The sequence below is a fragment of the Streptomyces sp. NPDC007157 genome, from assembly GCF_040634235.1.
Classification (GTDB): domain Bacteria; phylum Actinomycetota; class Actinomycetes; order Streptomycetales; family Streptomycetaceae; genus Streptomyces.
In genome coordinates this window covers 1-25294 of sequence record NZ_JBEYFE010000048.1, presented here as the reverse complement: position 1 = coordinate 25294, position 25294 = coordinate 1, and the positions used below count along the sequence as shown (strand labels likewise).

The 25294-nt window shown below is 67.6% G+C and carries 26 protein-coding genes and 10 pseudogenes; 19 read left to right on the top strand and 17 right to left on the bottom strand.

The features are described 5' to 3' along the window. Window positions 1–301: 301 nt before the first annotated feature. The 6 genes and pseudogenes from ABZ642_RS44830 (at window position 302) to ABZ642_RS44805 (ending at window position 4955) form a co-directional block, all read left to right on the top strand. Window positions 302–538: a VOC family protein gene (locus ABZ642_RS44830; RefSeq protein ID WP_360497012.1), complete on the top strand. Its 237-nt coding sequence runs from the start codon at window positions 302–304 to the stop codon at window positions 536–538. A gap of 1040 nt (window positions 539–1578) precedes the next feature. Next, a pseudogene (locus ABZ642_RS44825) lies at window positions 1579–2061 on the top strand (transposase family protein); the annotation flags it as partial. After that, window positions 1988–2206: a transposase family protein gene (locus tag ABZ642_RS44820; protein ID WP_360497010.1), complete on the top strand. Its 219-nt coding sequence runs from the start codon at window positions 1988–1990 to the stop codon at window positions 2204–2206. The pseudogene ABZ642_RS44825 and the gene ABZ642_RS44820, both read left to right, overlap by 74 nt. Before the next feature lie 278 nt (window positions 2207–2484). Then, window positions 2485–3333: an SDR family oxidoreductase gene (locus tag ABZ642_RS44815; protein WP_360497007.1), complete on the top strand. Its 849-nt coding sequence runs from the start codon at window positions 2485–2487 to the stop codon at window positions 3331–3333. Between the two features lie 248 nt (window positions 3334–3581). Further along, window positions 3582–4363: pseudogene (locus ABZ642_RS44810) on the top strand (IS5 family transposase); the annotation flags it as partial. Between the two features lie 121 nt (window positions 4364–4484). Beyond that, the gene (locus tag ABZ642_RS44805) at window positions 4485–4955 is read left to right on the top strand and encodes an SMI1/KNR4 family protein (RefSeq protein WP_360497043.1); all 471 of its coding nucleotides are present in this window, start codon (window positions 4485–4487) and stop codon (window positions 4953–4955) included. 79 nt (window positions 4956–5034) lie between these two features. On the opposite strand, the gene wrbA is transcribed toward ABZ642_RS44805, so the two are convergent. The 4 genes and pseudogenes from wrbA to ABZ642_RS44785 form a co-directional block, all read right to left on the bottom strand. Then, a complete protein-coding gene (gene wrbA / locus ABZ642_RS44800; RefSeq protein ID WP_360497005.1) occupies window positions 5035–5637 on the bottom strand; it encodes an NAD(P)H:quinone oxidoreductase in 603 nt (200 codons plus the stop codon). 189 nt (window positions 5638–5826) lie between these two features. Further along, complete coding sequence (locus ABZ642_RS44795) at window positions 5827–6171, bottom strand: hypothetical protein (RefSeq protein WP_360497002.1); 345 nt, start codon at window positions 6169–6171, stop codon at window positions 5827–5829. Between the two features lie 149 nt (window positions 6172–6320). Then, a pseudogene (locus ABZ642_RS44790) lies at window positions 6321–6458 on the bottom strand (ISAzo13 family transposase); the annotation flags it as partial. A 3-nt stretch (window positions 6459–6461) separates the two neighbouring features. After that, window positions 6462–6668: pseudogene (locus ABZ642_RS44785) on the bottom strand (transposase family protein); the annotation flags it as partial. Here ABZ642_RS44785 and ABZ642_RS44780 point away from each other — a divergent pair. Further along, window positions 6582–6902 carry a hypothetical protein gene (locus ABZ642_RS44780; RefSeq protein ID WP_360497040.1) on the top strand — a complete coding sequence of 107 codons (321 nt, stop codon included), beginning with the start codon at window positions 6582–6584 and terminating at the stop codon, window positions 6900–6902. The pseudogene ABZ642_RS44785 and the gene ABZ642_RS44780 overlap by 87 nt on opposite strands. Window positions 6903–7078: 176 nt before the next feature. On the opposite strand, the pseudogene ABZ642_RS44775 reads toward ABZ642_RS44780, so the two are convergent. Next, window positions 7079–7537: pseudogene (locus ABZ642_RS44775) on the bottom strand (lamin tail domain-containing protein); the annotation flags it as partial. Window positions 7538–8324: 787 nt separating this feature from the next. On the opposite strand from ABZ642_RS44775, the gene ABZ642_RS44770 reads away from it, so the two are divergent. Further along, the gene (locus ABZ642_RS44770) at window positions 8325–8609 is read left to right on the top strand and encodes a hypothetical protein (protein WP_360496999.1); all 285 of its coding nucleotides are present in this window, start codon (window positions 8325–8327) and stop codon (window positions 8607–8609) included. Between the two features lie 233 nt (window positions 8610–8842). Here the strand turns inward: ABZ642_RS44770 and ABZ642_RS44765 are convergent, their stop codons facing one another. Continuing rightward, complete coding sequence (locus ABZ642_RS44765) at window positions 8843–9796, bottom strand: hypothetical protein (RefSeq protein ID WP_360496996.1); 954 nt, start codon at window positions 9794–9796, stop codon at window positions 8843–8845. A 222-nt stretch (window positions 9797–10018) separates the two neighbouring features. Here ABZ642_RS44765 and ABZ642_RS44760 point away from each other — a divergent pair, with 222 nt between their 5' ends. Continuing rightward, a complete protein-coding gene (locus ABZ642_RS44760; protein WP_360496993.1) occupies window positions 10019–10444 on the top strand; it encodes a hypothetical protein in 426 nt (141 codons plus the stop codon). Here the strand turns inward: ABZ642_RS44760 and ABZ642_RS44755 are convergent. Then, window positions 10414–10815: a transposase gene (locus ABZ642_RS44755; RefSeq protein WP_360496990.1), complete on the bottom strand. Its 402-nt coding sequence runs from the start codon at window positions 10813–10815 to the stop codon at window positions 10414–10416. The two genes, ABZ642_RS44760 and ABZ642_RS44755, sit on opposite strands and share 31 nt — an antisense overlap. Before the next feature lie 302 nt (window positions 10816–11117). On the opposite strand from ABZ642_RS44755, the gene ABZ642_RS44750 reads away from it, so the two are divergent. After that, the gene (locus tag ABZ642_RS44750; RefSeq protein WP_360497035.1) at window positions 11118–11534 is read left to right on the top strand and encodes a transposase family protein; all 417 of its coding nucleotides are present in this window, start codon (window positions 11118–11120) and stop codon (window positions 11532–11534) included. Window positions 11535–11546: 12 nt separating this feature from the next. Further along, window positions 11547–12806 (top strand): annotated as a pseudogene (locus tag ABZ642_RS44745) (ISL3 family transposase); the annotation flags it as partial. An 8-nt stretch (window positions 12807–12814) separates the two neighbouring features. Here the strand turns inward: ABZ642_RS44745 and ABZ642_RS44740 are convergent. From ABZ642_RS44740 to ABZ642_RS44715, 6 genes are all read right to left on the bottom strand, one after another. Further along, window positions 12815–13024 carry a hypothetical protein gene (locus ABZ642_RS44740; RefSeq protein ID WP_360496987.1) on the bottom strand — a complete coding sequence of 70 codons (210 nt, stop codon included), beginning with the start codon at window positions 13022–13024 and terminating at the stop codon, window positions 12815–12817. Window positions 13025–13382: 358 nt separating this feature from the next. After that, a complete protein-coding gene (locus ABZ642_RS44735) occupies window positions 13383–13793 on the bottom strand; it encodes a hypothetical protein (protein WP_360496984.1) in 411 nt (136 codons plus the stop codon). 149 nt (window positions 13794–13942) lie between these two features. Then, window positions 13943–14317, bottom strand: a complete 375-nt coding sequence (locus ABZ642_RS44730) for an STAS domain-containing protein (protein ID WP_360496981.1) — start codon at window positions 14315–14317, stop codon at window positions 13943–13945. Between the two features lie 211 nt (window positions 14318–14528). After that, complete coding sequence (locus tag ABZ642_RS44725) at window positions 14529–15785, bottom strand: MFS transporter (protein WP_360496978.1); 1257 nt, start codon at window positions 15783–15785, stop codon at window positions 14529–14531. After that, window positions 15776–16276 (bottom strand): winged helix DNA-binding protein, encoded by a 501-nt coding sequence (locus ABZ642_RS44720; protein WP_360496975.1) that lies wholly within the window; start codon window positions 16274–16276, stop codon window positions 15776–15778. The genes ABZ642_RS44725 and ABZ642_RS44720 overlap by 10 nt, the downstream gene beginning before the upstream one ends. 256 nt (window positions 16277–16532) lie before the next feature. Continuing rightward, entirely contained in the window at window positions 16533–16697 is a 165-nt protein-coding gene (locus ABZ642_RS44715) for a hypothetical protein (protein WP_360496972.1), read from the bottom strand. A gap of 883 nt (window positions 16698–17580) precedes the next feature. On the opposite strand from ABZ642_RS44715, the gene ABZ642_RS44710 reads away from it, so the two are divergent. After that, on the top strand, window positions 17581–18180 hold the full coding sequence (locus tag ABZ642_RS44710; RefSeq protein ID WP_360496969.1) for a tetratricopeptide repeat protein: 600 nt from the start codon (window positions 17581–17583) through the stop codon (window positions 18178–18180). Between the two features lie 78 nt (window positions 18181–18258). On the opposite strand, the pseudogene ABZ642_RS44705 reads toward ABZ642_RS44710, so the two are convergent. Next, window positions 18259–18387 (bottom strand): annotated as a pseudogene (locus ABZ642_RS44705) (ATP/GTP-binding protein); the annotation flags it as partial. On the opposite strand from ABZ642_RS44705, the pseudogene ABZ642_RS44700 reads away from it, so the two are divergent. From ABZ642_RS44700 to ABZ642_RS44675, 6 genes and pseudogenes are all read left to right on the top strand, one after another. Beyond that, a pseudogene (locus ABZ642_RS44700) lies at window positions 18386–18463 on the top strand (HEAT repeat domain-containing protein); the annotation flags it as partial. The pseudogenes ABZ642_RS44705 and ABZ642_RS44700 overlap by 2 nt on opposite strands. Before the next feature lie 3 nt (window positions 18464–18466). Further along, window positions 18467–19471: pseudogene (locus ABZ642_RS44695) on the top strand (MerR family transcriptional regulator). A gap of 452 nt (window positions 19472–19923) precedes the next feature. Next, window positions 19924–20088, top strand: coding sequence for a hypothetical protein (locus ABZ642_RS44690; RefSeq protein ID WP_360496966.1), 165 nt, complete (start codon window positions 19924–19926; stop codon window positions 20086–20088). A 117-nt stretch (window positions 20089–20205) separates the two neighbouring features. Beyond that, entirely contained in the window at window positions 20206–20385 is a 180-nt protein-coding gene (locus ABZ642_RS44685) for an alpha/beta fold hydrolase (RefSeq protein WP_360497033.1), read from the top strand. Window positions 20386–20397: 12 nt separating this feature from the next. Then, a complete protein-coding gene (locus tag ABZ642_RS44680) occupies window positions 20398–20622 on the top strand; it encodes a hypothetical protein (RefSeq protein ID WP_360496963.1) in 225 nt (74 codons plus the stop codon). 101 nt (window positions 20623–20723) lie between these two features. Further along, window positions 20724–21227, top strand: a complete 504-nt coding sequence (locus tag ABZ642_RS44675; protein WP_360496960.1) for an ATP-binding protein — start codon at window positions 20724–20726, stop codon at window positions 21225–21227. Here ABZ642_RS44675 and ABZ642_RS44670 read toward each other — a convergent pair. After that, window positions 21208–22356: pseudogene (locus ABZ642_RS44670) on the bottom strand (IS630 family transposase). The gene ABZ642_RS44675 and the pseudogene ABZ642_RS44670 sit on opposite strands and share 20 nt — an antisense overlap. Before the next feature lie 340 nt (window positions 22357–22696). Between ABZ642_RS44670 and ABZ642_RS44665 the strand changes: the two are divergent. Further along, on the top strand, window positions 22697–22882 hold the full coding sequence (locus tag ABZ642_RS44665; RefSeq protein WP_360496957.1) for an alpha/beta hydrolase: 186 nt from the start codon (window positions 22697–22699) through the stop codon (window positions 22880–22882). A 42-nt stretch (window positions 22883–22924) separates the two neighbouring features. On the opposite strand, the gene ABZ642_RS44660 is transcribed toward ABZ642_RS44665, so the two are convergent. Together ABZ642_RS44660 and ABZ642_RS44655 are read right to left on the bottom strand one after the other, a co-directional pair. Further along, entirely contained in the window at window positions 22925–24136 is a 1212-nt protein-coding gene (locus ABZ642_RS44660; RefSeq protein ID WP_360496954.1) for an Ig-like domain-containing protein, read from the bottom strand. 26 nt (window positions 24137–24162) lie between these two features. Then, window positions 24163–24936, bottom strand: coding sequence for a L,D-transpeptidase family protein (locus tag ABZ642_RS44655; protein WP_360496951.1), 774 nt, complete (start codon window positions 24934–24936; stop codon window positions 24163–24165). Window positions 24937–25294 lie beyond the last annotated feature (358 nt).

Sequence of the window (25294 nt, the reverse complement as noted above, 5' to 3'; positions counted from 1 at the left end):
AAGCACAAGGACAGCGGGTGGACGAGGTGCAGCGGGCGCTACACCACTCCAGGGCTCACGTGCGTGCATGATGGAGAAAGGGAGACGTACAACACTCAGGTGACCTTGCAGGTCGAATACAACGGACGCTTCAGCGAACCCGGAATCGCAGACACGGGCAACACCGTGATCGACTGCTGAAGTCCGTTCACCCGCAACGGCCTTCCGGAATGATTCGGTAGGCCGTTTTCGCCTTCGGTCGCACAGATGAAAGTGAGACAGCAGCATGCACGTTCATTTTGAAGCAGTAGACCCAGAGAAAATGATCAGGTTCTGGGGCGGCATCCCGGGTTGGGGTGGGCACAGCGTCGGCGAAGCGAAATCTCCTGCTGTGCTACCGGTCGTCACCGTCCTTGTCGGAACGATCGCCGAACAGGTTCAGACGCTGATCGCCAAGGGCGCCTCTCTCGTGGAACCTCACGATTGCATGCACGCCCTGATGACGGATCCGGAAGGCAACAGGTTCATGGTGGTGCTCGACCCCGATCACGAAGCATGACGTTCTCCAGCGTGGATGCGGCCCGGCGTACGGCACTCGCCCTTCAAGGGCGCCGGGTGGACGATCCGGTGTGGGGCGCCTTCACCGTCGCTCCGACGTCGAGACCGACGGAACCTGCTCGCCAATCCAGGTCGCTTTCTCGGCAGCCGGATGGCTTTGGGAGACGGCCTGCACCACTACGTGAATCGACGGCGACGCGAGGGCGCCGACAGCCAGCGCGGGTGAGGGACGTGCGGGAGGCCGCCGAGTAGGAGCGGGCAGCTCTGCGGTTCCCGCTCGCTGAGGCCGGGTGGCCTTCTAGGATCCTGTGGGATCCCGAGCTGCTGGAACGGATCACCGCGCGGCGTGCGCAACTGGACGAACTCGAAGAACAGCTGGCCAAGCAGTTGGCGGAGGTGCGGGCCGAGCGGGACGATCCTGCCGCCGCCGAGCGGGTCCTGGAGCGGGTGAGCGAACAACTCGCAGACGAGCGCGCCTCAGCCGCGCCGATGCCCGGGCAGGTGGGTGGACGGTCGGTGATGCTGATTCCGCACCGCGAGCCGGACCTGGAGGAGACCATGCTCCCGCCGGGCTACCAGCGCATCCTCGCCGCTGTGCGACAGGCCGCCGGCCCCGTCATGGCCCGGCATGTCGGCGAGATGCTGGGAGTCGACGTCAGCGTACGGGCCAAGCTGGAACCGCTGCGCGGGAGACTGGTCAGACTCGTTGATCGCGGCTGGCTGCGCAAACGGCCCGACGGCCGGTTCACCACCCGCCTGTGACCGGGGACGTTGCCGCCCGGAGCAGTCCGGTGCGAGCGTAACAACGTTGCCCCCGGCGGCCGTTGGAAATGTGTGACGAAAATCAAAGAACGCGCCGAGGAGACCAGCCCGCTTGTCTACCAGTGCCGTCTGCCGCTGTCCTCGCACACCGTCAACCACCTCGCCGGTCTGCTGCGCCGCCATCTGAAGGCGATACGGTACAGGTGGCGGATCCTGCTGCCCGGCCGGATCGCGGTGATCGTTCTGGCCGTGCTGCGGCACGATCAGCGGCTGGCCGACATGGCCGGCGGCAACAACGTGTCCGAGTCCACCGTCCGCCGTTGGCGAGACGAGCTGATCGCCCTGCTCACAGCCCAGGCACCGTGCCTGGACCGCGCCTTGAAGAGGGTCGCTAAGACAGGCGGGGAGGTGGTCCTGATCGACGGCACCCTCATCCCAACCCAACGCCGCATCGGCAAGGCCAACCGGCGGAACTACTCCGGCAAACACCACCATCACGGCCTGCACTTTCTCGGCTTGACCGACGAACGCGGCCGCCTGATCTGGATATCCGCCGCACGGCCCGGCCGCACCCACAACATCACCGCCGCCCGCCACGACCACATCCTGGCCCACCTGCGCGCCGCCGGCCTCGGCGCCCTGGCGGACCTCGGCTTCCGCGGCTTGGACGACGACGTACCCCGACCCCGTGATCGTCACCGGCTTCCACGCCAGCCGCACCCACAAGCTCACCCCAGGCCAGAAGGACGCCAACCGCGTCCTCGCCGTCGGACGCGCGCCAGTCGAACACGGCTTCGCACACCTCAAGAACTGGCGGACCTTCACCAAGCTCCGCACCGACCCCGCCCGCGCCACCCGCCTCCTGCGAGCCTTGCTCGTTCTGACGAACCTCGAAGTCAACCGCTGACAGACGATCTACTCCACAGGCTCCCGCCCACGACCAGCCTGAGAACCCTGAGTGCCGGTCATACCAGTCCCTTGACCAGCGACTTCAAGTTGGCGGAAGCTCAGTAGTGACTCCAGTAGTCGCGGCGGGGCAGTTCGACCCACACGTCGGGAGGCCCGACCACGGCACGCCTGTCGGCCAGAGGCAGTCCTGTAAAGGCGCAGGAATAGGCCACGGCGCTGTGCTTGTTCTGTCGCAGGTCCTGTCAACGATCGAGCGGCCCTATACGCTCCCGGGGCATGAGGCTGCGGAGCACCCGCCCGGTGGATGTCGGTTCGGCACATGTGATCGTGACGGGCGGGTCGAGCGGCATCGGCCTGGCCACGGCCCGGCTGTTGGCGGGGCGCGGGGCGAAGGTGTCCTTGATCGCGCGGGGGCGGGAGCGCCTGGCGGAGGCCGGGAAGGAACTGTCGGCTGCCGTGAGGGCGGCCGACGTTTCCGACCAGGAGGCCATCACTCGCGCCATCGGCGAACTGGAGACCGAGCAGGGGTTCCCCTGCGACATCCTGATCACCTCGGCAGGGCTCGCCCGCCCCGGACACTTCCTGGAACTGCCGGACGAAATCTTCCGGCAGATGATGGAGGTCGACTACTTCGGCACGCTGTACGCGATCCGGACCGTGGCTCCCGGCATGGTGGAACGCGGGCACGGCAGCGTGGTGGCGGTCTCATCCGCCGCAGGACTGCTCGGGATATACGGCTACAGCGCTTACGGTCCGGCCAAGTTCGCCGTACGCGGGCTGATGGAGTCGATACGGGCCGAACTCACCCCCCACAACGTTCACGTCGGTGTCGTATTTCCCCCGGACGTCGACACGCCGCAGCTCCACGACGAGAACCGGTGGAAGCCGGAGGAGACCCGCGTGGTCGGCGGCACGATCAAACCGCTCACGGCCGAAAGGGTCGCGGCGGCCATCGTGGACGGCATCGAGCGCCAGCGCTTCGTCACCTGCCCGGACGCGGGCACCTGGGCCCTGGCCCGGTTCGGCAGTGTGCTCTCGCCGTTGCTCAATCACGAGTTCGACCGGAGGATCAGAGCGGTTCGCAGGTCACGCCTGGCGGGGCCTCCGCGAGCCGCCGGCAGGTGATCGCGGAGTCCCGCTTCCCGGCACCCGGCGGGACCGCTCCTCCGTCCCTCCTCACGAACCACACCACGACGACGCACCCCCACGACGGCGACTGCTCCTCCACGACCGGGCCCACGATCGCCGAATGGACCAGCCACGCCACTCGCCGGAGACCGGCCGGTCAGCACCCCTGACGGCATGCCGCGCCGCGTCGGCTCCAAGAGATCGTCTCAACTGGATTGATCTTTAAGATGACGGCCGTGATGGCGATGGTGGGACGTCTGGTGCCGGACGGATTGTGGGAGTTGTTCCAGCGGGTGGTCCCGGCTGCGCCGGTGCGTCCGCAGGGCGGTGGCCGACGGCGCTACGGTGATCGCGAGGTGCTGGCGGCGATCCTGTTCGTGGCCACGGCGGGGTGTACCTGGCGGCAACTACCACCTGGCTTCGGCCCTTCCGACCCAACTGCACATCGGCGGTTCGCCGAGTGGGGCCGAGCCCGGGTATGGGGCAAGCTTCACCGCCTGGTTCTGGATGAACTCGGCGGGCGCGGGGAGTTGGACTGGTCCCGGTGCGCGGTCGACTCGGTGAACATGCGGGCTCTGAAAGGGGGGACCTGACGGGTCCGAATCCCGTAGACCGCGGCAAGAAGGGGTCAAAGATCCACTTGATCACCGAGCGGACCGGTTTGCCTGTCTCGATTGGGATCTCCGCCGCGAACACCCACGACAGCCAAGGGCTCGAACCCCTCGTACGCGGGATACCGCCCATCCGCTCACGCCGTGGACCGCGGCGGCGAAGGCCCGCCAAGCTCCATGGCGACAAGGGGTACGACTACGACCACCTGCGCCGGTGGCTCCGCTCGCGGAACATCACCCCGCGCATCGCACGCAAGGGCGTCGAGTCCTCCCAGCGCCTGGGACGTCATCGCTGGACCGTGGAGCGGACGGTCGCCTGGGTTGCCGGATGCCGCCGCCTGCACCGTCGGTACGAACGCAAGGCAGAACACTTCCTCGCCTTCGCCGGAATCGCCGCCGCTCTGATCTGCTACCGCGGACTTGCGAAGGTCATCGGCGATGCTCGGGCCGGCCCAAAACCGCCATGGGGACCCGGTTGCCTGGGACCGTCTCCACATAGAACTCTGCGTACAACTTCGGCCCGACTACAGGGCCCTCGTGGACGCGTTCGCCCCCATTCAGATCAACGGACATCTATACCTTTCCCACCCCGCGACCGAGCGGTGGAACCTGGGCCGCGACATCCGCAGCAACATCACGGCGTGGTCCGAGGTGCCGTGGGACGACGTCGATCTCGACGCGGATGAGGACCCCCGCCGACTCTTCGGACTCGACGAGCTGAGCTTCCGCACCCGCAACGGGCTGTGGCCGATCGCGAGCACCACCCGAGGAGAGACCATCTTTCTGCTCGCTGCCCCCGACACTCCGAGGCTCGTGGTGAACTATGACGAAACCTGGGCAGAGCACCGCATGAGCTTCGCGGAATGGCTCTACCGCTACCTCATCGGCGAAGACATGAGCGGACCCAACAGCGCAGCCTTTTACCCCGGCCCCGTGCAGTTGCGGCGACTTCCGATGTCCGCTGACGAACGCCCCGAACCTTGGTACGGCCCAGACCGCGGCATGTGAGAGGCCACCGCTCTCGTCACAGAGGCAACCTGATGAGATCACTTCTAAACGGTGCCTCGAGTCCGGGAGCGCGGTCGCGTCAGCCGCGCAGCCGTTCCGCGATCTGCACAAGGTGCCTGCCCTGATAGTCGGCCGCGGTCAGTGTCGCCTGGTCAGGGCCCTCCCCGCCGCCGCTCGGCCAACTGGTGCCATAGGGGTTTCCGCCCGCCGCGTAGAGGAGTGGATCCGTGTAGCCGGGCGGGACGATGATGCAGCCCCAGTGGTAGAAGACGTTATTGAGGGACAGAAGCGTCGACTCCTGCCCGCCGTGCCGGTTCATCGCCGAGGTGAAACTCGTGGCCGGCTTGCTGTTGAAGACCCCGGCCTGCCACAGACGACCGGTCCGGTCGATGAATTCCTTCAGCTGCGCCGCCACGTTTCCGAAGCGGGTCGGCGTTCCGAACGCATACGCCGTTGCCCACTCGACATCCGCCAAGGTCGCCTCTTGTACGGCGTCCTTGGTGGCGTCCACGTGCGCGCGCCATGCCGGATTCGAATCGATGGCCGTGTCGGGCGCGAGTTCATGCACGCGCCGCAGCCGTACCTCGGCTCCAGCTGCGCCGGCACCGTCCGCCAGCGCCCCGGCGAGTTGGTGGACGTTTCCCGTGGCGCTGTAATAGATCACCGCAACACGAACGCTCACTGTGGGCTCCCGTCTCCGATGGACCAGAAGTACGTTACGAGGGTTTTGCCACTTCTACCCCTTTTTGGAGCGCGCTTGTCGCACGCGTCGCGGCCACTCGCAGACGATGCCCGCTCTCGGCTGATGGGTCGCGCTCATGTCACCGCCATGGAGCCGCAGAGCACAGCACCGCGTGGCCCCCACCTTTGATCAGTCGATGACCAAAACGGCGAATGGTTCTCTCTCGGCGGAAAGAAGACGGAAAGCGCGTCTGCCGCAGTGTGTGGCAGTGCGGGGACCGGCACGTGTGGTGGGGATGGGGTGACCGCCCTGACCAGCCCCTGGAGGTGTGCGCTTAGGGCTTGCCGGGAAACAAGTCGGTTTGATCTTGGTTTTTTCGGGGTCGAGGAACCTGGCAACGTCTTCCCGTGTGCGGAAGCGGGCTGTTGATGCGGGGAGATGAACACCGTGGGCTTCCAGGAGCGCGCGGACGTCTTTCACTGCGCGGCTGATGGTCATGGTGGTGGTGTTGAAGAGCTGGCCCAGGAAGTCCATGGTCGCGAGTTTTCGCAGGTGGAGCACGGTGACCAGGACGCGGTCGGCTGAGGTGAGCTTGGCTTTGGCGCCTGCGCCAGGGCCCACGAGGCGCTCGTGGCCTCGACGTGTACGGAGCACGTGCCCGCGTTGAACCTCCATCGCTGGAGTCAACGAGTCGCCACGAGCATCGGACGTTGGGGGTGGAGGGTGTAGTTCCAGTCGCCGTGGAAGCGATGGCGGGTGATGGGCAGGGCGTCGATCTCGTTGTCGCTGACGCAGATGCCGGTGGGGTACTCACTGAGGTCTTTTCAACCTGCAGTCGAGCTGGCGTGATGCAGGGTGAGGACGGCCTGGACGAGGCCCGTGATCCGGGTGGTGGAGCAGCGGAGTTTACGGAGGAGTCGCCAGTTCCTGATGGTGGCCATGGCTTGTTCGACGAGGGCTCGGATCTTGGCCTGGGATCAGTTCACGGCCTGCTGACCTGCCGAAAGTGTCTCCCATCGGCCGCGGTACGGGGCGACGCCCGCGCACTCATCGCGGTCTCCGCGGCCTCCAACAGGAGCAAGGCCGACAAGGACCCGACCGAGTGGCTCCCGCCGTACGCCGGCTACTGGTGCACCTACGTCACCGACCGGGTCGCCGACAAAACCCGCTACCAGCTCAGCATCGACCCCGCCTGGCAGACCGCGCTCACCGAACAGCCGGCCGCCTGCCCCGACCAGCCCATCATCGTCACCCTCACCCACTGAAGGCATGCGTCTGGCCCGTCACTACAGCGGAAGCGGGTGACGGGCCAGAAGGGGGACGACGGTAGGAAAGGACGGCCGGCGGTACGCCGAAGACAGGCGTACCGCCGGCCACTGGGGTGCCAGTCCGGGGTCACCGGCACCGGACCGCGGTCCGCGGCGATGCCGCCGTGGTCGCCGCGGTGGCCCCACGCGAGGTCGTCGACGAACCGGCCGTGGTCGTTACGCAGGGTCGCGGTGTCCCGGTCGTTGTTCCACACGTACGCGCGGCGGTCCTGGTAGACGTCGGCCCGGCGGTCGCGGCCCTCACCGGTGTGGACGCGCACCGTGGACCTGCCGTCCAGACGGACGTGGCGGAAGGTGTAGGTGGGGCCGGCCTCGTCCGAGAAAGTCCAGCCGTCCAGGCGCACCGCCCGCCGCGTGGTGTTGGTGACGTCCACCCACTCGCTGTTCAGGCTCCGGTCGGAGCGGTCGACGCGTCCCGGCGAGTCGTACTGGACGGCGCTGACGACCACGTCACTGTGCGGGCGGGCCGGGTGCTGGCCGGCGGCCGCGGCAGGCAGCGCCAGCGCACCCACCGCAGCGGCGGCCACGCCAGCAGCAGCGGTCAGACGACGGGTGGAAACAGATACGGACACGAGGTCCCCCTTTTTCGGAGCCACGCCCCGGAACCATCGACGTGAAGTCGCAGGCCGGCGGGGTGTGTTGTGCGGGTCGGCGGCCAGGTCGGCCGCACACCCACACCTTGCCCGCCCCCGAACACGATGTGCACGGACCATGAAGCAAGTGACGAATCACGGACATTTCGGTGACTCTCACCCGCAAGACGCATGCATGCCATGCCAAGAACATGACGAATTGACGGCCGGCCACTCATCGCTTCCGCACCAGCAACAGACACGGCAATCCACCCCCGGCCCAGCAGCACCGCCCCCGCCCGGCAGCACCGCCCACGGCCGACGGACCGGTCCAAATGCATGTAACAGCCCCCGCCATCCGAACGGGTGCGGCCGATGGCAATATCTGAATCTGGCTCTGGCCGCAGTTCCGTGACGGCCTTGAAGCTGGGCTCGATACCCCTACGGCGCCCACGCCGCCGTGCCCCGCACAGCAGGACCCGCCACCCCCTGTGCGAGGGGGCCCGTGGGGAACCGAATAAGGTGGGTGGGCGTCCTGAAGGCCATGATCAACGATCCGAGGATGACGGCATACGGGTGGAGACGCGGGGTGGCGGCTTCAGTAGTCGTGGCTGCGGCAGTCGTGGTTCTGGCAGGGTGCGGGAGCAGCACGCCGCAGCCGGTCGGGGATCCTGATCCGGGCGGACGGTTGCTTGCGGCGATCAAGCCGGTGCTTGCCGTCGCTCCGGCGGGGGCGCATATCTCTTCGAGGTACGCGACCAAGCCGAGGTGGGACTCCTGTGATGGGATGGAGTCCACTTACGGCTGGGACGAGCCGACGGTGAACCTGGAGTTCACCGTCGGAGGCACGGACGCGCAGGTCGTCGCGCATCTGAAGTCAGCCCTGCGAAGGTCGGGCTGGATCTTCGATACCGCGAACTCCGCCCCCACCGGGCCTTGGTACTGGCACAAGACCGTGGCCAGGAACGTCCAGGGCACCGTGCAACTGCTGGGCGGTTCCGCCTTCAACCCCTCCGACTGGGACCTCCAGGCCACCACTCCCCCGGCCACCCACCCGGTCACCGGCTGTTGAACTGTTCCCCACCTCCTGCAACCGCTTGTCGGCGAGTGCAGGAGAACTGAGCACTGCGCACCCAATCAAGATCATTCACGCAATCGCGGCCAGATCCCTGAATCTCCTCACCAGGTGCTCAGGTTGGCTCCAGAGTTGCTCGGCTTGATTCCCCAGACAAAGCCGCACCCTGCAGCCAGCCGCCAGGGGAGAGGCCGCCCGGTGGCCAGCTGCATCGCGGGCGCGCACGGGCCTCAGCAGTCGTAGCGGTGGGTGTACGGGGTGTCCGGGCAGGTGCGACATACGAAGAAGTACATGCCGCCGAGGTCGCCGAGAGCCATGTCGTGCCCGAACGCGTCGAGAGCGGCGGGATCGGCCTCGGCCATCCAGCACGGAGTCGCGGTCGCATCCTGGCCGGAGGCCCAGTCATTCAGAGGAAGCCACCGGCCCATGCCCGGCTCCGTCGCGGTGACGCTGAGCAGATGTTCCATGCGGGTGCCGCAACCTGCGCAGTCGGGCCAGTCGGGCGGCTGAGTCCACCCCGGGTAGCCCCCCACCTTGCTCTGTTGCGTGGTGGCAACTTCGAAGTAGTCGTAGCCCTTTTCCTTCTTCAGGTCCTCGAACCGCTGGTCGAGCAACTCGCTGAGTCCCTCCGGCAGGTCCCAGTTGGGGTACTCCACGGCCGGCGTGGGGGACACGGTGCACGGGCGAGGCAGGTAGTCCTCGTCCGCGGTATGCGGGCAAGGCGGCTCCCCGGCCATGGCACCGGCGGCCGTCAGCGCCGCGTTGCGCCAATGGAGCCGGGGGTTGGCCGCGTACCGGCCGTCCTCATGAACGAGCGGGCACCACAGGATTTGCAACAGGTCAGTGCCGGCGGGGAAGACAAGGCCGGGCACATCCCGCGCGTACAGCTGGACCACCGGGACCATCGCGACCGGCTCCGGCCCGAGGGGCGGGTCGAGCGGCTTGTAGTGGTCCGGTTCGGCACACATCGGCCAGGGCTCGTCGGCCGGCCACAGCAATGGCCCGCCGATGGAACTGTCCCCCGATCCCGGCTGCCCGGCCCGGGGGTAGAGGAGGGTGACCTCGCGCGCCGTACCGATCAACTCCGGAAAGACGGCCCCGACATCGCAGGGAAGCGGAGCCAGCGGCCGGGGTCCGGTCGGCTGGTCCTGGGCGGTGTCCTGCTGCGCGTGCCCTGGCGGCATGGCGTCTCCTGCTGCTGGTGGTCCTTAACGCGCAGACCTTAGCCAGCGCGCGACCCGGCCCAGCGAGGGGCGTGACGCTCCCGGAAGCTCTCCACTCCGTAGAAAGTCGTACCGCCTGAGGCGACGAGCACCCCTGGCCGATTTCAGGCCTCTGTCCGCAGCTCCGTGACCAGCGCACTGGTCAGTAGGTGGTGCCCCTGACCCTGTAAGTAGGCTCGCGACGTGACGGATCACGGCATTGAGTTCCCAGTCTTCCGACTTCATGTTGTGCCAGCGGTTCTCGCCCTTGCGAGTCCGTCGTGGCAGCGCGATGTCTGGCTGCGGCCGGAGGAATTCGAAAACCTGGACTACGTGGTCACCGTACTGTTCGACGACTTCTGCAACGCAGACGATCCCGCGCCGTGGCTGGGCAAGAGCCTGCGGACCGAGGAGGAAGTCGTGCTCATGAAGGAGCTGGGCGAGGTCTACTCGACCGTGCAGGAAGAAGTAGGGCGCAGCGCCCCGGACGAGGTCTACCTAGACGCTCCAGCCTGGGACAACGTGATCGCAGTCGCGGGCAGGTTGGCTCAGGTGATGGTCACCAATGACCTCCAGGCTGCGGCTTTCCTGCATGAACGTCAACCTTCCTCACCACCAGAGGCCCGCTGAAGGGGCATCGCCGGCTGAGTGAGGATGCGAGTGCGGAGGAGTTCGAACGAGGCCCGGCCGTACATGGCTCGCTTGAGGGTTTTCACCCGGTTCACGAGGCCTTCAACGACGCCGGAACTCCAGGCGAGGGTGAGGCCGGCGGTGACGGCGTCGAGGTCCTGGCGGAGGAAACCGGCGAAGCCCTTCGTCGGCTTCGGTGCGTCCTGCTCGGCCTGCCGGATCCACTCCAGCAACAGGTATCCGCGCTGGTGGCGGACCATGTCAGCGAACGCCCGAGCGAGATCGCAGGCCCGCGTGATGTCCGGGCAGGCGAGCCGGGCTTGAAGCAGTCGCTCGTCCTGGCTTTCGGTGAGCGTCTCCCGGGGCCGCATGATCCACGAGGTGATCTCGGGCAGGTCGTGCGGGAAGCGGCCCGCCCGGTGGTCGATGACAGGGTGGACCTCGAGGGTGAAGGGATCGGTGATCGTGTGCAGCGGCTGGCCCAGGGGTGTGGTGAGTCGTGCCTTGAACCACAGCTGCGGATCAGCAGGACGAAGTCGTCCGCGTACCGACCGGCGCGGCGTGCCAGGATCACGGCGACGGCTGCTGCATCAGCCCGCTGCGCGGGCAGTTGCGCACCGGTCAGACAGGCACGGATGGCATCGAGGCCTGGCGGCGGGTCGAGGTCGCTGATGTGTGCCGCGTCGGCAGCCAGATCCTCGAAGGTGGGGCTGCCGGCCGACAAGTATGCCTCGTACAGGGCGCACTGGAAGTCGCGCAGGGGGCCGGGTCCCGTCTGCGGTGCCTGCAGCAGACGCGACGGCTGCGGTCGGCCTCCCCCATTCCCCAACGGTTGCGGCTGGCTTCATGTCGCTTTCCTACGGGGACTGGGCACGGTCAGGCAAGTTCTACTTATCTACTGGCTTTGTTCGCGGGTAGCGGAAGCTGGTCCGGGCGGGTGCACGGCTCTTACCCGCGGTTTCCCGCTGACTTCCCCGTGACGGGACGGCGGGTGGTGCTGCAGCTTCGGGTCCGGCGCTTCAGGTGCGAGGACGTCTCCTGCGGGCGACGGACGTTCGTCGAGCAGTCGGCGGGCCTGACCCGCCGATAAAGCCAACGGACTGAACGAATGCGGTCGGCGTTGGCCGAGGTCGGCGTCGCCCTGGCCGGCCGTGCCGGTGCCCGGCTGGCCGATGTCTTCGGGGCGAGGGTCAGCCGGAACACGGTCCTGCGGCTGGTCGACGCCCTCCCTGAACCCCAACCACCGGTCCCACGCGTAGTCGGCGTTGACGAGTACGCGATGCGCAAGGGCCGCGTCTATGGGACCGTGCTGATCGACGTCGAGACCCGCAGGCCGGTAGATCTACTGCCGGATCGCGAGGCAGGCACTGTCGCGGCATGGCTGGCCGAGCGCCCGGGGATCGAGGTCGTCTGTCGTGACCGTGCCCCGTTCTTCGCCGAGGGCGCCAGGACCGGGGCCACCGCGGTCCAAGTCGCCGACCGGTTCCACCTCTGGCGCAACCTCGGTGAAGCGGTCGAGCGGTGCGTCTCCCGCCACCGCTCGTGTCTCCGCGCGATCTTCGCCAATTCGGCGCCGGCTCCGGCACCGACCGAGAGCGGGTCGCCGTGGCCCACCAGGCACCGGTTCGCCGACCGCACCCGCGCCAGGCACGCCACCGTCCACACGCTGCTGGCCGCAGGCCACAGTCGACGCTCGATCCAGCGCCAGCTCGGCATGACCTATCGAACCGTCCAGCGGCTGGCGGATGCCGCGAGGCCGGAAGACCTGTTCCTGGGGCAATGGCAGAACCGCAGGACCAAGCTCGACGGCTTCAAGCCCTACCTGCACGAGCGATGGGCCGAGGGCTGCACGAACGCCTGGACGCTCTGGGAAGAGAGTAAGACGCACGGCTACGCTGGCGGTTACGGAGCCGTCCGCGCCTACCTCCGGCCGTTCCGCACAACCACGACCACACCGGCAGCCCGTCCGCCGTCCCCACGCACCGTCACCGGCTGGATCCTGACTCACCCCGACACCCTGCCGGAGGGCGAACGCTTGAAGCTCAAGTCCGTCCTGGTCGGCTGCCCCGAACTGGAGGCCCTCACCGGGCACGTCCGCGCGTTCGGGAAGATGCTCACCCAGCTCCAGGGCGACCAGCTCCCGCAGTGGATCAAGGCCGTCCGCGCCGACGACCTGCCAAGCCTCCACACCTTCGTCAACGGCCTCGAACGAGATCTCGCCGCCGTCACCGCCGGCCTCACACTGCCCTGGAGCTCCGGCGTCGTTGAGGGCCACGTCAATCGAATCAAAATGATCAAGCGCCAGATGTACGGTCGGGCTGGCTTCGGCCTCCTGCGGAAACGAGTCCTACTGGCCTCCTGACGGGCCCGTCACGAACTCTGCTGGCGTCGCTCCGCAGCCTGAGTAGGGGTGTCGTAGTAGCCAGGCCGCGCCAGCAGAACCGAGCTGAAGAAATAGCCCTGCTCTTCCTCCGGCTCGTCGTTCGCCGCGAACGGGCGCCAGAAGCTCAGGAGCAGGTCAGAGGCGACGAAGGACGCTGGATCGTCAGGGTCTGCCTCGATCGAGGTGTACTCGCCCATGCGTTGCACCAGCTAGCGGGCCGGGAGCGCGAACACGTCCAGCCCCCGGAAGACGACTCGGTCCGTCTGAGTCGACGGCCTCCCGAGCTCGATGGCTTCGAGTATGTCTCGCGTGCAGTGGATGCTGATCATCAGTCCACTGGGACGGAAGACGTGCTGCCCCGGACGGTCGGACGCCGAGACCGCGGAGAGATCGCGGAGTGAGTCCAGCGCCGCGTTGGCCAATTGCCGAGTCCCACCGATCCACAACGGGCCAACGCCGGTTGGTGGGGCGAGGTCAAAGTCCATGCGGGCACCCTTGTGGAAGAAGGACGCGGGGCCAGCAAGCGCCCGTAGTCGGGGGGTCTGCCGTGCTGGGCTACGGGTGCTCCTGCCACCAGCGGTCCGCCTCGGCGCGAGCCACTTCGGCGTCGTACTGACTCGCATCGAAGTGGAGCTCCGGCGGGGGGTGGGGCATGGGGGTGGGCGCCGCCCTCGGAACCTCCCAGTCCGACCACTGCACGATCTCCCCGAACCGCTGGACGACCACGGTCAGGAAGCCGCAGCAGCCACCGGTGCAGTCCGGTTCCCCCAGCTCCAGGCGGCGTGCCTCGCCGGTCGCCCGGAGGGGGCTGGGACAGTCGGTCGGCAGCGCATCAGTCGCGTACGGTCCGCGGCCGCATTGGCCGACCGCCTCTTCGACCACGTCCTCGCCGTTGACCCAGAACCGCAACTGGGCAGGGAACCGGGGTCCCGGCGGCAGCACCTTGATCTCCAAACGATCGAACATCAGGTCACCCTACGGGGCGCGCCAGCGTCGGCGTGCGGCCCCGTCTACGCCGACCAGACCCGGCCGGCGGCGAACCGACGAAAGGCGGCACGCATGGCAGGCCCCGAGCCCCCTCAGCCTACGATCTCCACCGGTGCCTGGCATGCCTGTCACCAGGCGAGCGCGTCCTCCACCGTCGGCCGGACATCCAGGACGGTGTCCGCTCCCGTCAGTTCCAGAACCCTCGCAATCGGCGGCGCGGGCCTGGCCACCCGCAGCACGGCCGTCCGATGGAAGTGCAGCAGCAGGTTCAGGACGGACGAATCCGCGAATGTGAGGCCGGCGGCATCCACCACCACCTTGGAGTGGGTCCGAGCTCCGGTCTCCAGCGCCGCCGACAGTACGAGGACTGAGTCCAGGTCGAAGGCGCCGACGACGGTCACCAGCCACGCGGCGCCCTGTTCGCACTGCATGACGTGCGGCAGCGAGCCCGCATGCGCCGTGGTGGGATCCGGCGGCCTGTCCTCACCGCTCGCAGAACTCATGGCGGTGAGTATGTCGTGAAGATCGCGCCCGCGCGAGAGGCCCGCACAGGGCCGACACCGCACACCGGACCGGGCAGGTTGTCCTGTGACAGCGAACTTTGAGCGCGTGCCATCGAAGTTTGAGTGGCCCAGGCCACACATTGAGCCGGGACGCGAGAGTTGGAACATGGTCACGAGAGTTGGAACCAGTGGCTGCGCCTCGGAGCGAGGCTCATGGGCTGGCTGTGGCGGTGTGCGGATGGGGTGGTGCGGAGGAACGGCGCAGGTCCGCCGTGGCGGCGCCCACCAAGACGACGGCACCCAGGCATAGCAGGCCACCGCTGACGAGGGCTGCTGCTCCCGAGGTGGCGTCCGCGACGAGACCGCCGCGCATGTTGCCGATGTCGGGCCCGGCTTGCCCGACGATCTGTTCAGCTGCACTGACGCGGCCAAGTAGCTCGTGAGGTGTGTGCATCTGGACGACGGTGCTCCGGGAGACGACGGAGACGGTGTCGGCGGCGCCGGCTATGACGAGGAAGGCCAAACCGATCCATCGGTTGGGCGACAGTCCGAACAGCGTCAACCATGCACCCCAGGCGGCGGATCCGCCGAGCATGACCAGGCCGGGGCGGGGGAGCCGCGTGAAGGTTCCGGAGAACAGCGACGCTGCAACGCCACCGACGGCGATGGCCGTGAGGAACAGTCCGAGAGTGCGGGGGTTGCCGTCGAATCGTTCGGCGTTGATCAGGGGGAACAGACTGATGGGCATCGACAGCACGGTGGTGGCCAGGTCGGTGAGCAGGGCCCCGCGGATGACGGGAGTGCGCGCCAGGAAGGCCAGACCGTCCAGCACTCCGCGCAGGCCGGGCCGTGCGGGCTCGTCCTCGGGGGCCATCTCCGGCAAGCCGAACGCACCGTAGAGCGCGGCGATGAAGGTCAGGGCGTCGATCAGGTAGCAGGCGCCGACTCCCAGCCCGCCCACGATCAGTCCGCTCAGTGCGGGACCGAGCAGCATGGCGCCCTGGAAGGCGATGCGTCTTAGCGCCAGACCCGCGGCCAGTTGGTGCTTGGGCAGGAGGTGCGGAATGAAGGTGCGCGAGGCGGGGCCGCTGCCTGCGCCGAAACAGGACTGAAGTGCGACCAGCCCCAGAACGCCAGCGGCAGGAACGTGCCCGAGGAAGCCTTGGAGCGCGAGGAGGAGCGAACACGCGGCTTGTCCGCTGATCGTGAGCAGGTAGAACTTCCGGCGGTCCACTCGGTCGACGAGCGACCCGGCGAACAGCCCGAGCGCGACGAGCGGAACCGCCTGGGCCAGCCCGACGGCACCCGTCCACGTGGGGCTCTCCGTCATCTGCCAGATCTGGAACATCACAGCGACGAGCGTCATCTGGCCGCCGAAACCGGACAGAGTCTGACCGACCCACAACCGCCGGAACGGTGGTGACGACCGTAACGGAGTCACATCGAGCAGCGTGCGTTTCAGCCCCATGCGGGATCCTCCGCCAGCTTCTCGGCGATCCGGTCGTGGAAGTTTTTACGCTGCAGAGCCCGCTCGATATCGGTGACAACTCGGGAGAGGGGGTAGGGAACCTCGGCTTCCAGGTCAGCGACGGCGGCTTCGGTGGCCCGCCATTCAGCCGCCAGCCGGTCGATGACGTGACGAGCCTTGTCGGTGAGCGTCACCTTCTTGGTGCGTGCGTCGTCGCCCACGACGGTCTGGACCCAGCCGGCCTTGCGCATCGCTGCGACTTTCTGGCTGAGCGCCGAATGCGTGCGCTGAACCGACTCGGCCAGTTCCGCGATGGTCATGGGGCCACAGGCATGGAGCCGGAGCAGCTCCATGACGAAGCTCGGCTTGAGCCCGTCGATCTGCCGCTCGGAGTAGATCTGGGCGATGTCGGCGTCCATGGACGCCTGGAGCAGGCGCAGAGGGCGCCAGAGGCTCTGCCGCGTCGGGTCGAGTGCATGAGGGTCGGCCATGAGGCGCATTCTAACAGTGCTTATATAAGTGCTGTTGCTTTTCTTGTGTCAGCGCATGCCGGCGCCGGAATCGATCTTCTCGGTCAGGACGTCGCCGTGGTGGAGGAGGAGTCACACAGGGCCGCGTAATGGTTCAGGGCGTCCAGGTATGAGAGATGGAACCAGGTGTTCGCCCGCCACTTTCGCCAGGATCGGCGAGTCGTGGAGGGCTGGCTGGCTTCGATCGCGGCACCGGTTCCAACTATCGCGTCCCGGCTCACACATTGAGGGCTGGGAAGCTTGCGTCCACGACGCGGCTCTTGGCGAGATGCCACTCGTGGGCGTAGTAGACGATGGGGGCGAGCCTGAAGCCGATGGCGATGTCGTGGTCGTCGATGAGGCGGACCCAGATCTGCTTGGGGAGGAGACCCTCCTCAAGCATGAGATCGATGAGGCGCCTGTGCCGTTCGACGATCCTGGGCCGGTGGTGAGTGATCCTGGACTTTTCCGGCCGAGGGCATCCGCGGAGGGGCTATGACCTGCGGCTGAACATAGCGAACATGTCCGGGATGTCGGCGTGGAACTCATGGCTTGTAGCTCCATCGAGTGATCGGCGAGCTCTCGTCGAACGAGCCGAGCGCCGTCGTTCGCGTCCCTGATGGCAAACGAACTGCGCGGTATTGCATCTGATACATGATTTGAAGGGCGTCAAGCCTTTGGTCTCGGACGATGCTCGACCACCCCCGCCCGTCTGATCACCGCGCTGGCCGACGCCGGCGTTGCTGTCACCGCCCCGGCTTGCCGCCGCTCCGGCGAGGCCCGGCCCCTCACCCATGTTCTCGACGATCTGCGCTGCCGCCTGCCGTGTTACCGCAAGGCTGGTGCCACGGCCTGCGGACGCTGCGGACAGAGCCGGACGATCGCGACCCGCCGCCCGGACGGGACCCCGTTGTGTTCGGTCTGCATGCCTTATGAAGGCGACCGGCTGACCTGCGTCGTCTGCGACCGGGTCCGGCCCGTCGGGAGACGCACCGAGAACGGGCCGCTCTGCCGCGCCTGCTTCCGGCCGGCCCTGCGGATCTGCTGGTTCTCGGCCTCGGGACTGGTGAGCTCGCATGTTGAGGTGTCGCGTATTCTCGGCGAGGCCCGCAACTCATAACGTTGAGTGAGCCCCCACGAGCGTCGATCGCCATCTGGCCGATCGGGAGCCCGAGTGATGCGGGACTGCCGGCGGTCCGCTCCCCCTCAGCCACTCCGTACTGGACCAGCAGCTTGGTTCGGTGTTTTGTCCTCGTGGAGGGCCCAGCAACGCGCATCATGGAATGGTGGCCGACCAGCAGACGAACCGCACCCGCGAGTCCGGATCGACGATCGACCCCGCCCACGTTCTCACTCCCACGCAGTTGCTGGCGGCGGTGTTGGTGCTGCTTGTGGTCTCTGAGCGGCGGTGGGCAGAGGCGGCGGAGCACTTCGACAGGTACGTAAGCCAAGTCGACGCGGACTGGGAGGTTCATTACGTAAGGGGTGTGGCGCATGCGAATACCCGGGGAGGGCCGCCGTCCGACCTAGCTGCGTGGCGGGCGTACAACGATGCGATTGCCCTGCTGCCAGATGATGCTGTTCCGAATAGCACTGCTCGGCTGTTCACCTACCGAGGGGCGATGGCAAAACGCCTCGGCAGGTACGACCAAGCGGAGGCGGATCTGCAACTGGCCAGGCGGCACGCTACAGCCAACTACGAGATTACCGATATTGCTTACAACCTGGCCTCGGTCTATGCCATGGCTGGCCGCCGCGACGAAGCACTCACTGAACTACGAACGCTACGCGACCGCGGAGGTATCAATGTCGTTCACGGGCACTTGGACGACTACTTCAGCACGCTGCGCCGAGACCCCGAGTTCCGTCAGATCACAGGGACTTGAGCGTCGCAGTATGTACAGCCCGTGTGTGCGACATCCCGTAAGTTACCCGGAGCCCGGCCGAGTCCCCGATCTCGTGGGCCAGGGGGCGGGGTGTGTGGGGATGAGGGTGAAGCGACAGGCGATCTGCGCGCCTCGTGTGCCGGTCAGCAGGCCGCTGCGTTCGATGTCGATTCCGGCATAGACGAAGGTGGCGGGGATGCGTTCGGACGCCGGATTCGAGTTCGCGATCGAGGAGGCGAAGCGCGTCGTGGCCCTCGGCGGGTCTGGCCAGGAGGGACGATAGGACGTGTTGATCGGTGAGGTGGCGCGGCGGTCCGGGGTCAGTGCCCGCATGCTCCGGCATTACGAGTCGCTCGGTCTGGTGCGTCCTTCGGGTCGTACCGGCTCCGGCTACCGGGAGTACTCCGGGGAGGATATCCGGCGGATCTTCCATTATCGAGAGCCTGCGGTCGCTGGGTCTGTCGCTGCGTGAGACCGGACGCGCGCTCGACGACCCCAGCTTCACGCCCTCAGCGCTCGTCGACGACCTCATCCGTCAGACGCGCGAACGCATCGCGGCGGAGACCGAGCTGCTCACGCGGCTGCGCCGGATCGATGCCGCGGATCCCGCCGGCTGGGAGGGCGTCCTCCAGGTCGTTTCGCTCCTCCAGGCACTGGGGTCGAAGAGCGCCGATACGCGCCAGCGCGCGGCCCTTTCCTCGGTTGACGAGGTTCCGGTGCCGGTGGAGGCCCTGGTCGAGGCGGCACTGAGCGAGAGGGAGCCGAACGTCGCCGGGGCCCTCCGATGGGCGCTGGCGCGATCGGGCGACCGCGGCACGGCACTGCTGTCGAAGGGCCTCGGCTCACCGGCGCCCGCAGTGCGGGAACGCGCCGTTCAGTCCCTCGCCGAGATGCCCGGCGGTGAGGCTACCGCGCAACTCCGGGATGCCCTCGCGAACCCCGACATCGTGGTCCGCAGGTATGCGGCTCTGGCCCTTGGGGCACGTGGTGTGGCCGATGCGGTCCCGATGCTCATCGACATGATCGTGGAAGGAAGGAACGACACCGATGCAGCCGATGCGCTGAGCGTGCTGGCGAGCGACACCGCGACGGCGGATCAGATCGCGACGAGGCTCGTCGACCGCCTCGCCCACGACACCACCAAAGCGCCTGCACGCGGACGGCGGACCCAGGCGCTGGGGGGCATCCCGGGATGAGGGCGTCACAGGCCCTCGTGGAGTTGTCGCATGACGCGGACCGTGCCGTTGCGCTGACTGCGGCATACCTTCTTCAGCTACGCGACGCACGATGACGGATCTTTCCTGGGCGCCGCGTAAGCGGCCTGCGGGGCGGAGGGGTCCTGGGCTGATCACCGTCCACCGACGAGGGACAGCGGACCTCCTGGCCCGGTTTCCGCAGCAGTACCCCCAACTCTGTCGCAGCGGACGACGACGTCACGGCCGTCCACTTTCGGTGCTGCTCCAGCGCCATAGCTACGGAACGTCGTCCTCCCAGCACGCGACAGCTGAGCTTCACCCGGGCCAACCCCGAAATGACCAGGTCAGCAGCGTCCACCCCATCTGGCGGGCCAACTGCGACGCTCAGGCGGGCCAACTCAAGCGCTAAAGGGCCAACTCAGCCGCTCAGTCGCACCCGCGACCCGTTCTCGCTGATCGTTTCTGCGGTGAATTCGGTGGCCCGCCCGGGTGAGAGCACTGGGGAGTAGCAAGCGGCCCGGTGTCCCCTGCCGGTACACCCCCTGGCGTGATCAAGAACGTGCGGTGCGCTCTGCCCGCGCTCGCCCTGACCGTCGTCCCCCTGGTCGCGCCCGCGGCCGCCGCTCCCGCCGGAGCCCAGCCGGCCGGACAGCTCCGGGCAGCCGTGGTGTCGCCACGCTTGCCGAAGAAGCGGAAGTCCTGGAAGGCGTAGTTGCTTCGCGCGAAGCTCAGCACTTCCCTACCTTGAGACTGTGTCGAAGTAGCGCCGAAGCCAGCCTGAGCGGCGGGTTCATCGGTTGGAGCGGGCACGGTCTCCGCTCCAACCGACATTGCGGGCGCATCACCGGCGAGGGGCGGGGACGACCGGACCGTCGTACTGATCCACGGCTGGCCCCAGACCTGGTGGGAGTGGCGCCACATCATCGAGCCCCTCCAGCAGGACGGCTTGTTCGTCGTGGCACCCGATGTCAAGGGCACTGTCGGCTCGTCGAAACCCGAAGGCGGGTAGGACAAGCAGACGATGGCGGGCGACATCCGTGCACTGCTGCATCACCTCGGTGTGCAGAAGCCGATCACCATCGTCAGTCACGACCTCGGAATGCTGGTCGGCTACGCCTACGCTTCCCTCTGGCCGGACGTGGTCGCTCGCCTCATGGTCTCGGAGGCCCTCGATTCCGGGAACCGAAGGCTACGAAAGCGCAGTCGCGACGACCAGGTACAGCGAGAACAGGATCTGGTGCTCTGACCACATAGGTTCGCCGGGTCTGTTGGCCGCTGTGGGCCCGCTGCGAGTGGGTCCCCTTGTTGCCACGGAGGCGAGCATGTTCTTGGGTCTAACCTGGCTCCGTGACGCAGCAGATGAGCACGGTGGTCCTGATGTGCGGTCTTCCGGGGGCGGGCAAGACCACCTACGCGATGGAGCTGGTGCGACGCGGTTTCGCCCGGCTGTCGATCGACGAGGTGGTCTGGCAACGAATCGGGCAGCGTGACGCTGGCCTGGTCCTGGAAGCCAAGGTATTCGACCAGCTCAAGGAGGAGGTCCGCCGCGAGCAGCGGCAGGAGCTGGTCGAGCTGATGCTGGCCGGGCGCGACGTAGTGGTGGACTACAGCTTCTGGAGTCGCGCCGCCCGCGGCGACTACAAGGCGCTGATCGAGAGCCACGGCTGCCGCTGGGAACTGGTCCACCTCAAGGCCGACCGGACCACGCTGGAGCGTCGCCTTGAGCGACGCAACAGCGTGGAGGGCGCCAACTCCGTCACCGTGGATGAGACGCTGTTCAACCGCTACATGGCCAACTTCGAGGAGCCGAGCGGAGAGGGTGAGCAGGTCGTCATGCAGCCCTCGACCTGAGGATCTGACGCTGCTCGGCGGGGAGGGGACGGCTGCTCCAGCGGTTGCCTTTTTCGCTGCGGATGCGAGCGCGTTCCTTCCGCTGGGCGGCGGGGACGTCGGGGTGGCGGGCGTTCTTGTTGCGCCAGCGCAGGTAGGCGTGCAGGGCCCGGGTCTGGACGGTGTGGTTGCGGTGGTTGGAGTTGGCGATGGTGAACTGCCGCAGCGGCCCGAAGTGGGCCTCGATCGGGTTGGCCCAGGACGCATAGGTCGGGGTGAAGCACAGCCCGACCCGGTTCTTCCTCGCCCAGCGCCGGATCGCCTCACCCTTGTGTGCGGACAGGTTGTCCAAGATGACGTAGATCGGGGCGCCGTCCGGGCGGGCCGCGCGGATCGACCTCAGTGCCGCCAGGGTGTTCGCGACCCCCTTCTTCCCGCGGTTGACGCCCCACAAGGTGTCGTCGCCGACGGAGTAGCAGCCGTGGAAGTAGCGGACGCCGTGGGTGCGGTGGTAGGTCGCGGGGTGCCGCTCGGGGTGACCGGCAGGGGCCCAGCACGACCCGGCGGCGGGACGGATGCCGAGTGGGCCGAACTCGTCGAACGCGAAGACGCGATCCGGGAAGCGCTCCAAGATGTCCTCGATGCGGTCGAGCTTGGTGTCACGATCAGGGTCCGGGGACTCCTACCAGGTCTTGGTGCGCTGGAAAGTGACGCCGCGGCGGGCGAGCAGGCACCGTAACGCCTCCCGGCCGATCCGGATCACGTGGCCGTGCACTTTCCGCAGGTAGGCGGCGAGTTTGCGGATGGACCAGCGGGTGAAGGGCTGGCCGAGCTTGGTCGGGCGGGTGGTGGCCGTCTGGACGACGAAATCCTCCTCGTCAGGACTGAGCAGGCGGGGACGGCCTCCCGCCCACCGAGGGTCCAAGCAGGCCAGGCCGATCTCGTTGAACCGGTGGATCACGTCGCGGACGGTGTCCTCGTCGGCCTGCACAAGCTTCGCGATCACCGGGACCCGGTTCCCGCCGGCCGAGGCCAGCAGCATCATCGCCCGCCGGTAGCGCACCGAACTGGTGCTGCCCCGGCGCACGATCTGCTGCAGCTTCTGCCCCTCCTGGTCGGTCAACCTGCGCACACGGACAGGCTCGGCCACCACACCCCCAACAATCGGACGGACGAACGTCACACGCATCCAACCGCCACGACCACCAACCCGGCGAACCTTCCCGGTCAGAGCACTAGCACTTCCACATGCACGGCGCGGCAGACAACGCCGCCGACTTGCTGATCGCGGGTCACGAGTTCCCCTACCTGCGCTCGTTCTACGTCAGGCTGAGCGCGAACCCCGACGCCATCTCGATCGCGGACGCCGAACGCTACGTCGCTGACTACACGCAGCCCGGAGCCATGCGGGCGGGCCTCCAACTGTTCAGGGCCTTCGAGAAGGACGCGGAGGGCAAATGGCGCGTGCTGGCGGGAAAGGCAAGCGCAGGATGCCCGTTCTCGGACTCGGCGGGACCGCCAGCTTCTTCCTGCCCATCGCCGAGAAAATGCTCTCGGAGGTCGCCGAGCACGTCACCGTCCGGGCAGTCGAGGATTCGGGCCACTGGATGGCCGAGGAGCAGCCGGAGAGACTTCTGCAGCGTCTGCGCGAATGGTTCCACGAGACCGGGGCCTGACGACGCCCTCGACCGGTGCGAGCGTGGCACTCGTTGGATGGTCTACCCGAGAGCCGATCCGGTCTTCCACTGTTGCCAGGACATGTTCCAGCCGTTGAGGCCGTTGTCGGGGGCGATGGTGTGGTCATGGGAGTGCTCGACGATGACCACGTCGCCGATGAGCGAGTTGTCGTAGAACCAGGCAGCGTCCTGGGTGGGGTCGCCGCCGCCGCGGACGTCGTCCAGGCCCACGCAGCCGTGACTCACGTCGGAGTGCCCGAAGACGGAGTCAGGGGCCCAGTAGTTGCCGTGGATGAAGGTGCCGGAGGTGGACAGGCGCATGGCGTGCGGGACGTCCGGTATGTCATATTCTCCGGCGTATCCTACGGTCGCGCCGTCCATCCGCGTGGACTTGAGCTTCTCGGAGATCACCATCTGCCCGTTGTAGGTGGTGCGGCCGGGCGCGCCGGAGGTGATCGGGACGGTGCGGACCGTCCGGCCGTCACGGACCACGCGCATCATGTGGGAGGCGGCGTCGACGGTGGAGACCTGCCGGCGGCCGATGGTGAAACGGACGGTCTTGTCCTGGGTGCCGTACGCATCTGCGGCGCCCTTCACGCCGTTCAGGTGCAGGCTCAATGTGACGCGGGTGTGCGCCTTCCAGTACGTCTGCGGGCGCAGGTCCAGGCGCTGGTCGCCGAACCAGTGGCCGACGATCTGCTGACCGCTGTCGTCGCTGACGCGTATGCCGCGTTCGACTGCCTCCTTGTCGTCGACCGGTTTGTTGAAGGTCACCGACACAGGCATGCCGACACCGACGGTCGATCCGTCCTCGGGGGTGAAGACACCGATCAGACGCTGGTCCTTCGCGAGTGTGGTGAAGGACAGTTGCCGCGTCCGGGCACGGCCCGCCTCGTCAGCGGCACGGACCACCAGACGATACGTAGTGCCGTACGCGAGATCGGCATCCGGAGACCAGTGGCGGTGGTCGGCGGTCACGGTTCCCCGTACAGGTTGTCCTTGGCCGGCGGTGAGGGCGACCGATGAGATCTTCCCGCCGGCGACTTCGACGTCGCCGGCGCTACCGGCGGACGCGTGCCGCTCTCCGTCGGCAGCGCCGGTGGTGAGCCGGAAGGCGGTTGCGGCCCGCTGCTCGGAATGCGCTGTTCCCTGCGCGGAGGGTGCGGTACCGGAGTCCGGGCCCGCGCAGGCGCAGAGGACCGACGCCCCGGCTGCCGCAAGGGCGATCACGGTGAGGCGGGAGAGGGAGGACACGATTGCTCCTGTGGACCTGGGGATCGTCATCGTGCGAGGGAGGCCGCGTCGCCCATGACCACGACGGGGTGGTCGGCGGGATCAAGCGTGCGCAGCAGCTGCTTCATGTGAGCCTTGGAGATGCTGATGCAGGCGTGCGTGGGGCCGCCGTGGTCGACGTGGATCCATATGCCCCCGCCCCGGTTCTTGCCCATGGGCTCGGTGCCGTCCATGGGTGATGTGCCTGGCCGGCGGTTGTAGTTGATGGCAATGACGTAGTCGAAGACTCCCTGGAGTGACTCGCCCTCCAGGCCGACGTCGTTGGTGTAGAAGGCGCCCGACTGGTGATACGGCAGTTTGCTGCCGGGGTCGGCGAGGCGGCCGCCGGCGTCGGTGAGACCGAACACCCCTATGGGGCTGTGCAGGTCGCCCGCGTAATGTTCATCGGTCCAGCCCTTGTAGCCGTTGTGCGCGGCCCACACCGCCCCGGGACGCCAGCCGCCGTCGACACGTTGCCAGAGAACGACTTTCGCGGACGCCGAGTTCTTCCCGGCTCCCGTGACGAGAAGGATCTGCCGGGTGTTCTGCGGGAGTTGGGCCAACGTCTTGGGGCCGAGTCCGGGCAGTTGGGCGGGGAACTCCGGTCGCGACTGAACCGTCGCCCGCGGTGTGGCGGGAGCGGGCACCGACGGCTCGGCTGCGGCGCCTCCGGCGTCGTTCTGGACGACCGAGGCCTTGCCGGAGTTCGAGCTTGGGCTTTCATCAGGTACGTACTGATACGCGGCGATGCCCAGCGTGGAGGCGATGACCGCTGCGGTCACGGAAAGGGAGGTTTTGGGGAGGTGCATGGGTGCGGGCTTCCTCAAGAGGATGGGAGAACGAGTCGCAGGCTCTTGGCCGCGGGAGAGGTTCGACCAGCAGGATGGCCCGGCTGGCCTCAATGCGGTTCGGACGGCGCTCCGGGCGGTCTGCGTCCAGGCAAAGGCCGTTCATCGCGGGGCAACGGAGCGGCCGGGGCATGACTGTGCCCCCGGAGATCTGTCGCGTCGTATCAGCGGCTGGTCTGCGAGTCAGCGGTGCGGGGTTCGCCGTGGGGGGGCCGGGCGGGCCCCCGCGGGGGGGGGGGTGGGGGGGTTGGTGCGGGTAGGGGGCAGCGGGGGGCGGGGTTGGGCGCGGGGC

Bases quoted from the DNA above. Each gene is read 5' to 3' on its own strand.
- ABZ642_RS44830 (WP_360497012.1), top strand. From the start codon at position 302: ATGATCAGGTTCTGGGGCGGCATCCCGGGTTGGGGTGGGCACAGCGTC.
- ABZ642_RS44815 (WP_360497007.1), top strand. From the start codon at position 2,485: ATGAGGCTGCGGAGCACCCGCCCGGTGGATGTCGGTTCGGCACATGTG.
- ABZ642_RS44795 (WP_360497002.1), bottom strand. From the start codon at position 6,171: ATGGACTTCCTGGGCCAGCTCTTCAACACCACCACCATGACCATCAGC.
- ABZ642_RS44770 (WP_360496999.1), top strand. From the start codon at position 8,325: ATGGAGTCCACTTACGGCTGGGACGAGCCGACGGTGAACCTGGAGTTC.
- ABZ642_RS44765 (WP_360496996.1), bottom strand. From the start codon at position 9,796: ATGCCGCCAGGGCACGCGCAGCAGGACACCGCCCAGGACCAGCCGACC.
- ABZ642_RS44755 (WP_360496990.1), bottom strand. From the start codon at position 10,815: ATGCGGCCCCGGGAGACGCTCACCGAAAGCCAGGACGAGCGACTGCTT.
- ABZ642_RS44740 (WP_360496987.1), bottom strand. From the start codon at position 13,024: ATGGGCGAGTACACCTCGATCGAGGCAGACCCTGACGATCCAGCGTCC.
- ABZ642_RS44735 (WP_360496984.1), bottom strand. From the start codon at position 13,793: ATGTTCGATCGTTTGGAGATCAAGGTGCTGCCGCCGGGACCCCGGTTC.
- ABZ642_RS44730 (WP_360496981.1), bottom strand. From the start codon at position 14,317: ATGAGTTCTGCGAGCGGTGAGGACAGGCCGCCGGATCCCACCACGGCG.
- ABZ642_RS44725 (WP_360496978.1), bottom strand. From the start codon at position 15,785: ATGGGGCTGAAACGCACGCTGCTCGATGTGACTCCGTTACGGTCGTCA.
- ABZ642_RS44720 (WP_360496975.1), bottom strand. From the start codon at position 16,276: ATGGCCGACCCTCATGCACTCGACCCGACGCGGCAGAGCCTCTGGCGC.
- ABZ642_RS44715 (WP_360496972.1), bottom strand. From the start codon at position 16,697: ATGCTTGAGGAGGGTCTCCTCCCCAAGCAGATCTGGGTCCGCCTCATC.
- ABZ642_RS44680 (WP_360496963.1), top strand. From the start codon at position 20,398: ATGGCGGGCGACATCCGTGCACTGCTGCATCACCTCGGTGTGCAGAAG.
- ABZ642_RS44665 (WP_360496957.1), top strand. From the start codon at position 22,697: ATGCCCGTTCTCGGACTCGGCGGGACCGCCAGCTTCTTCCTGCCCATC.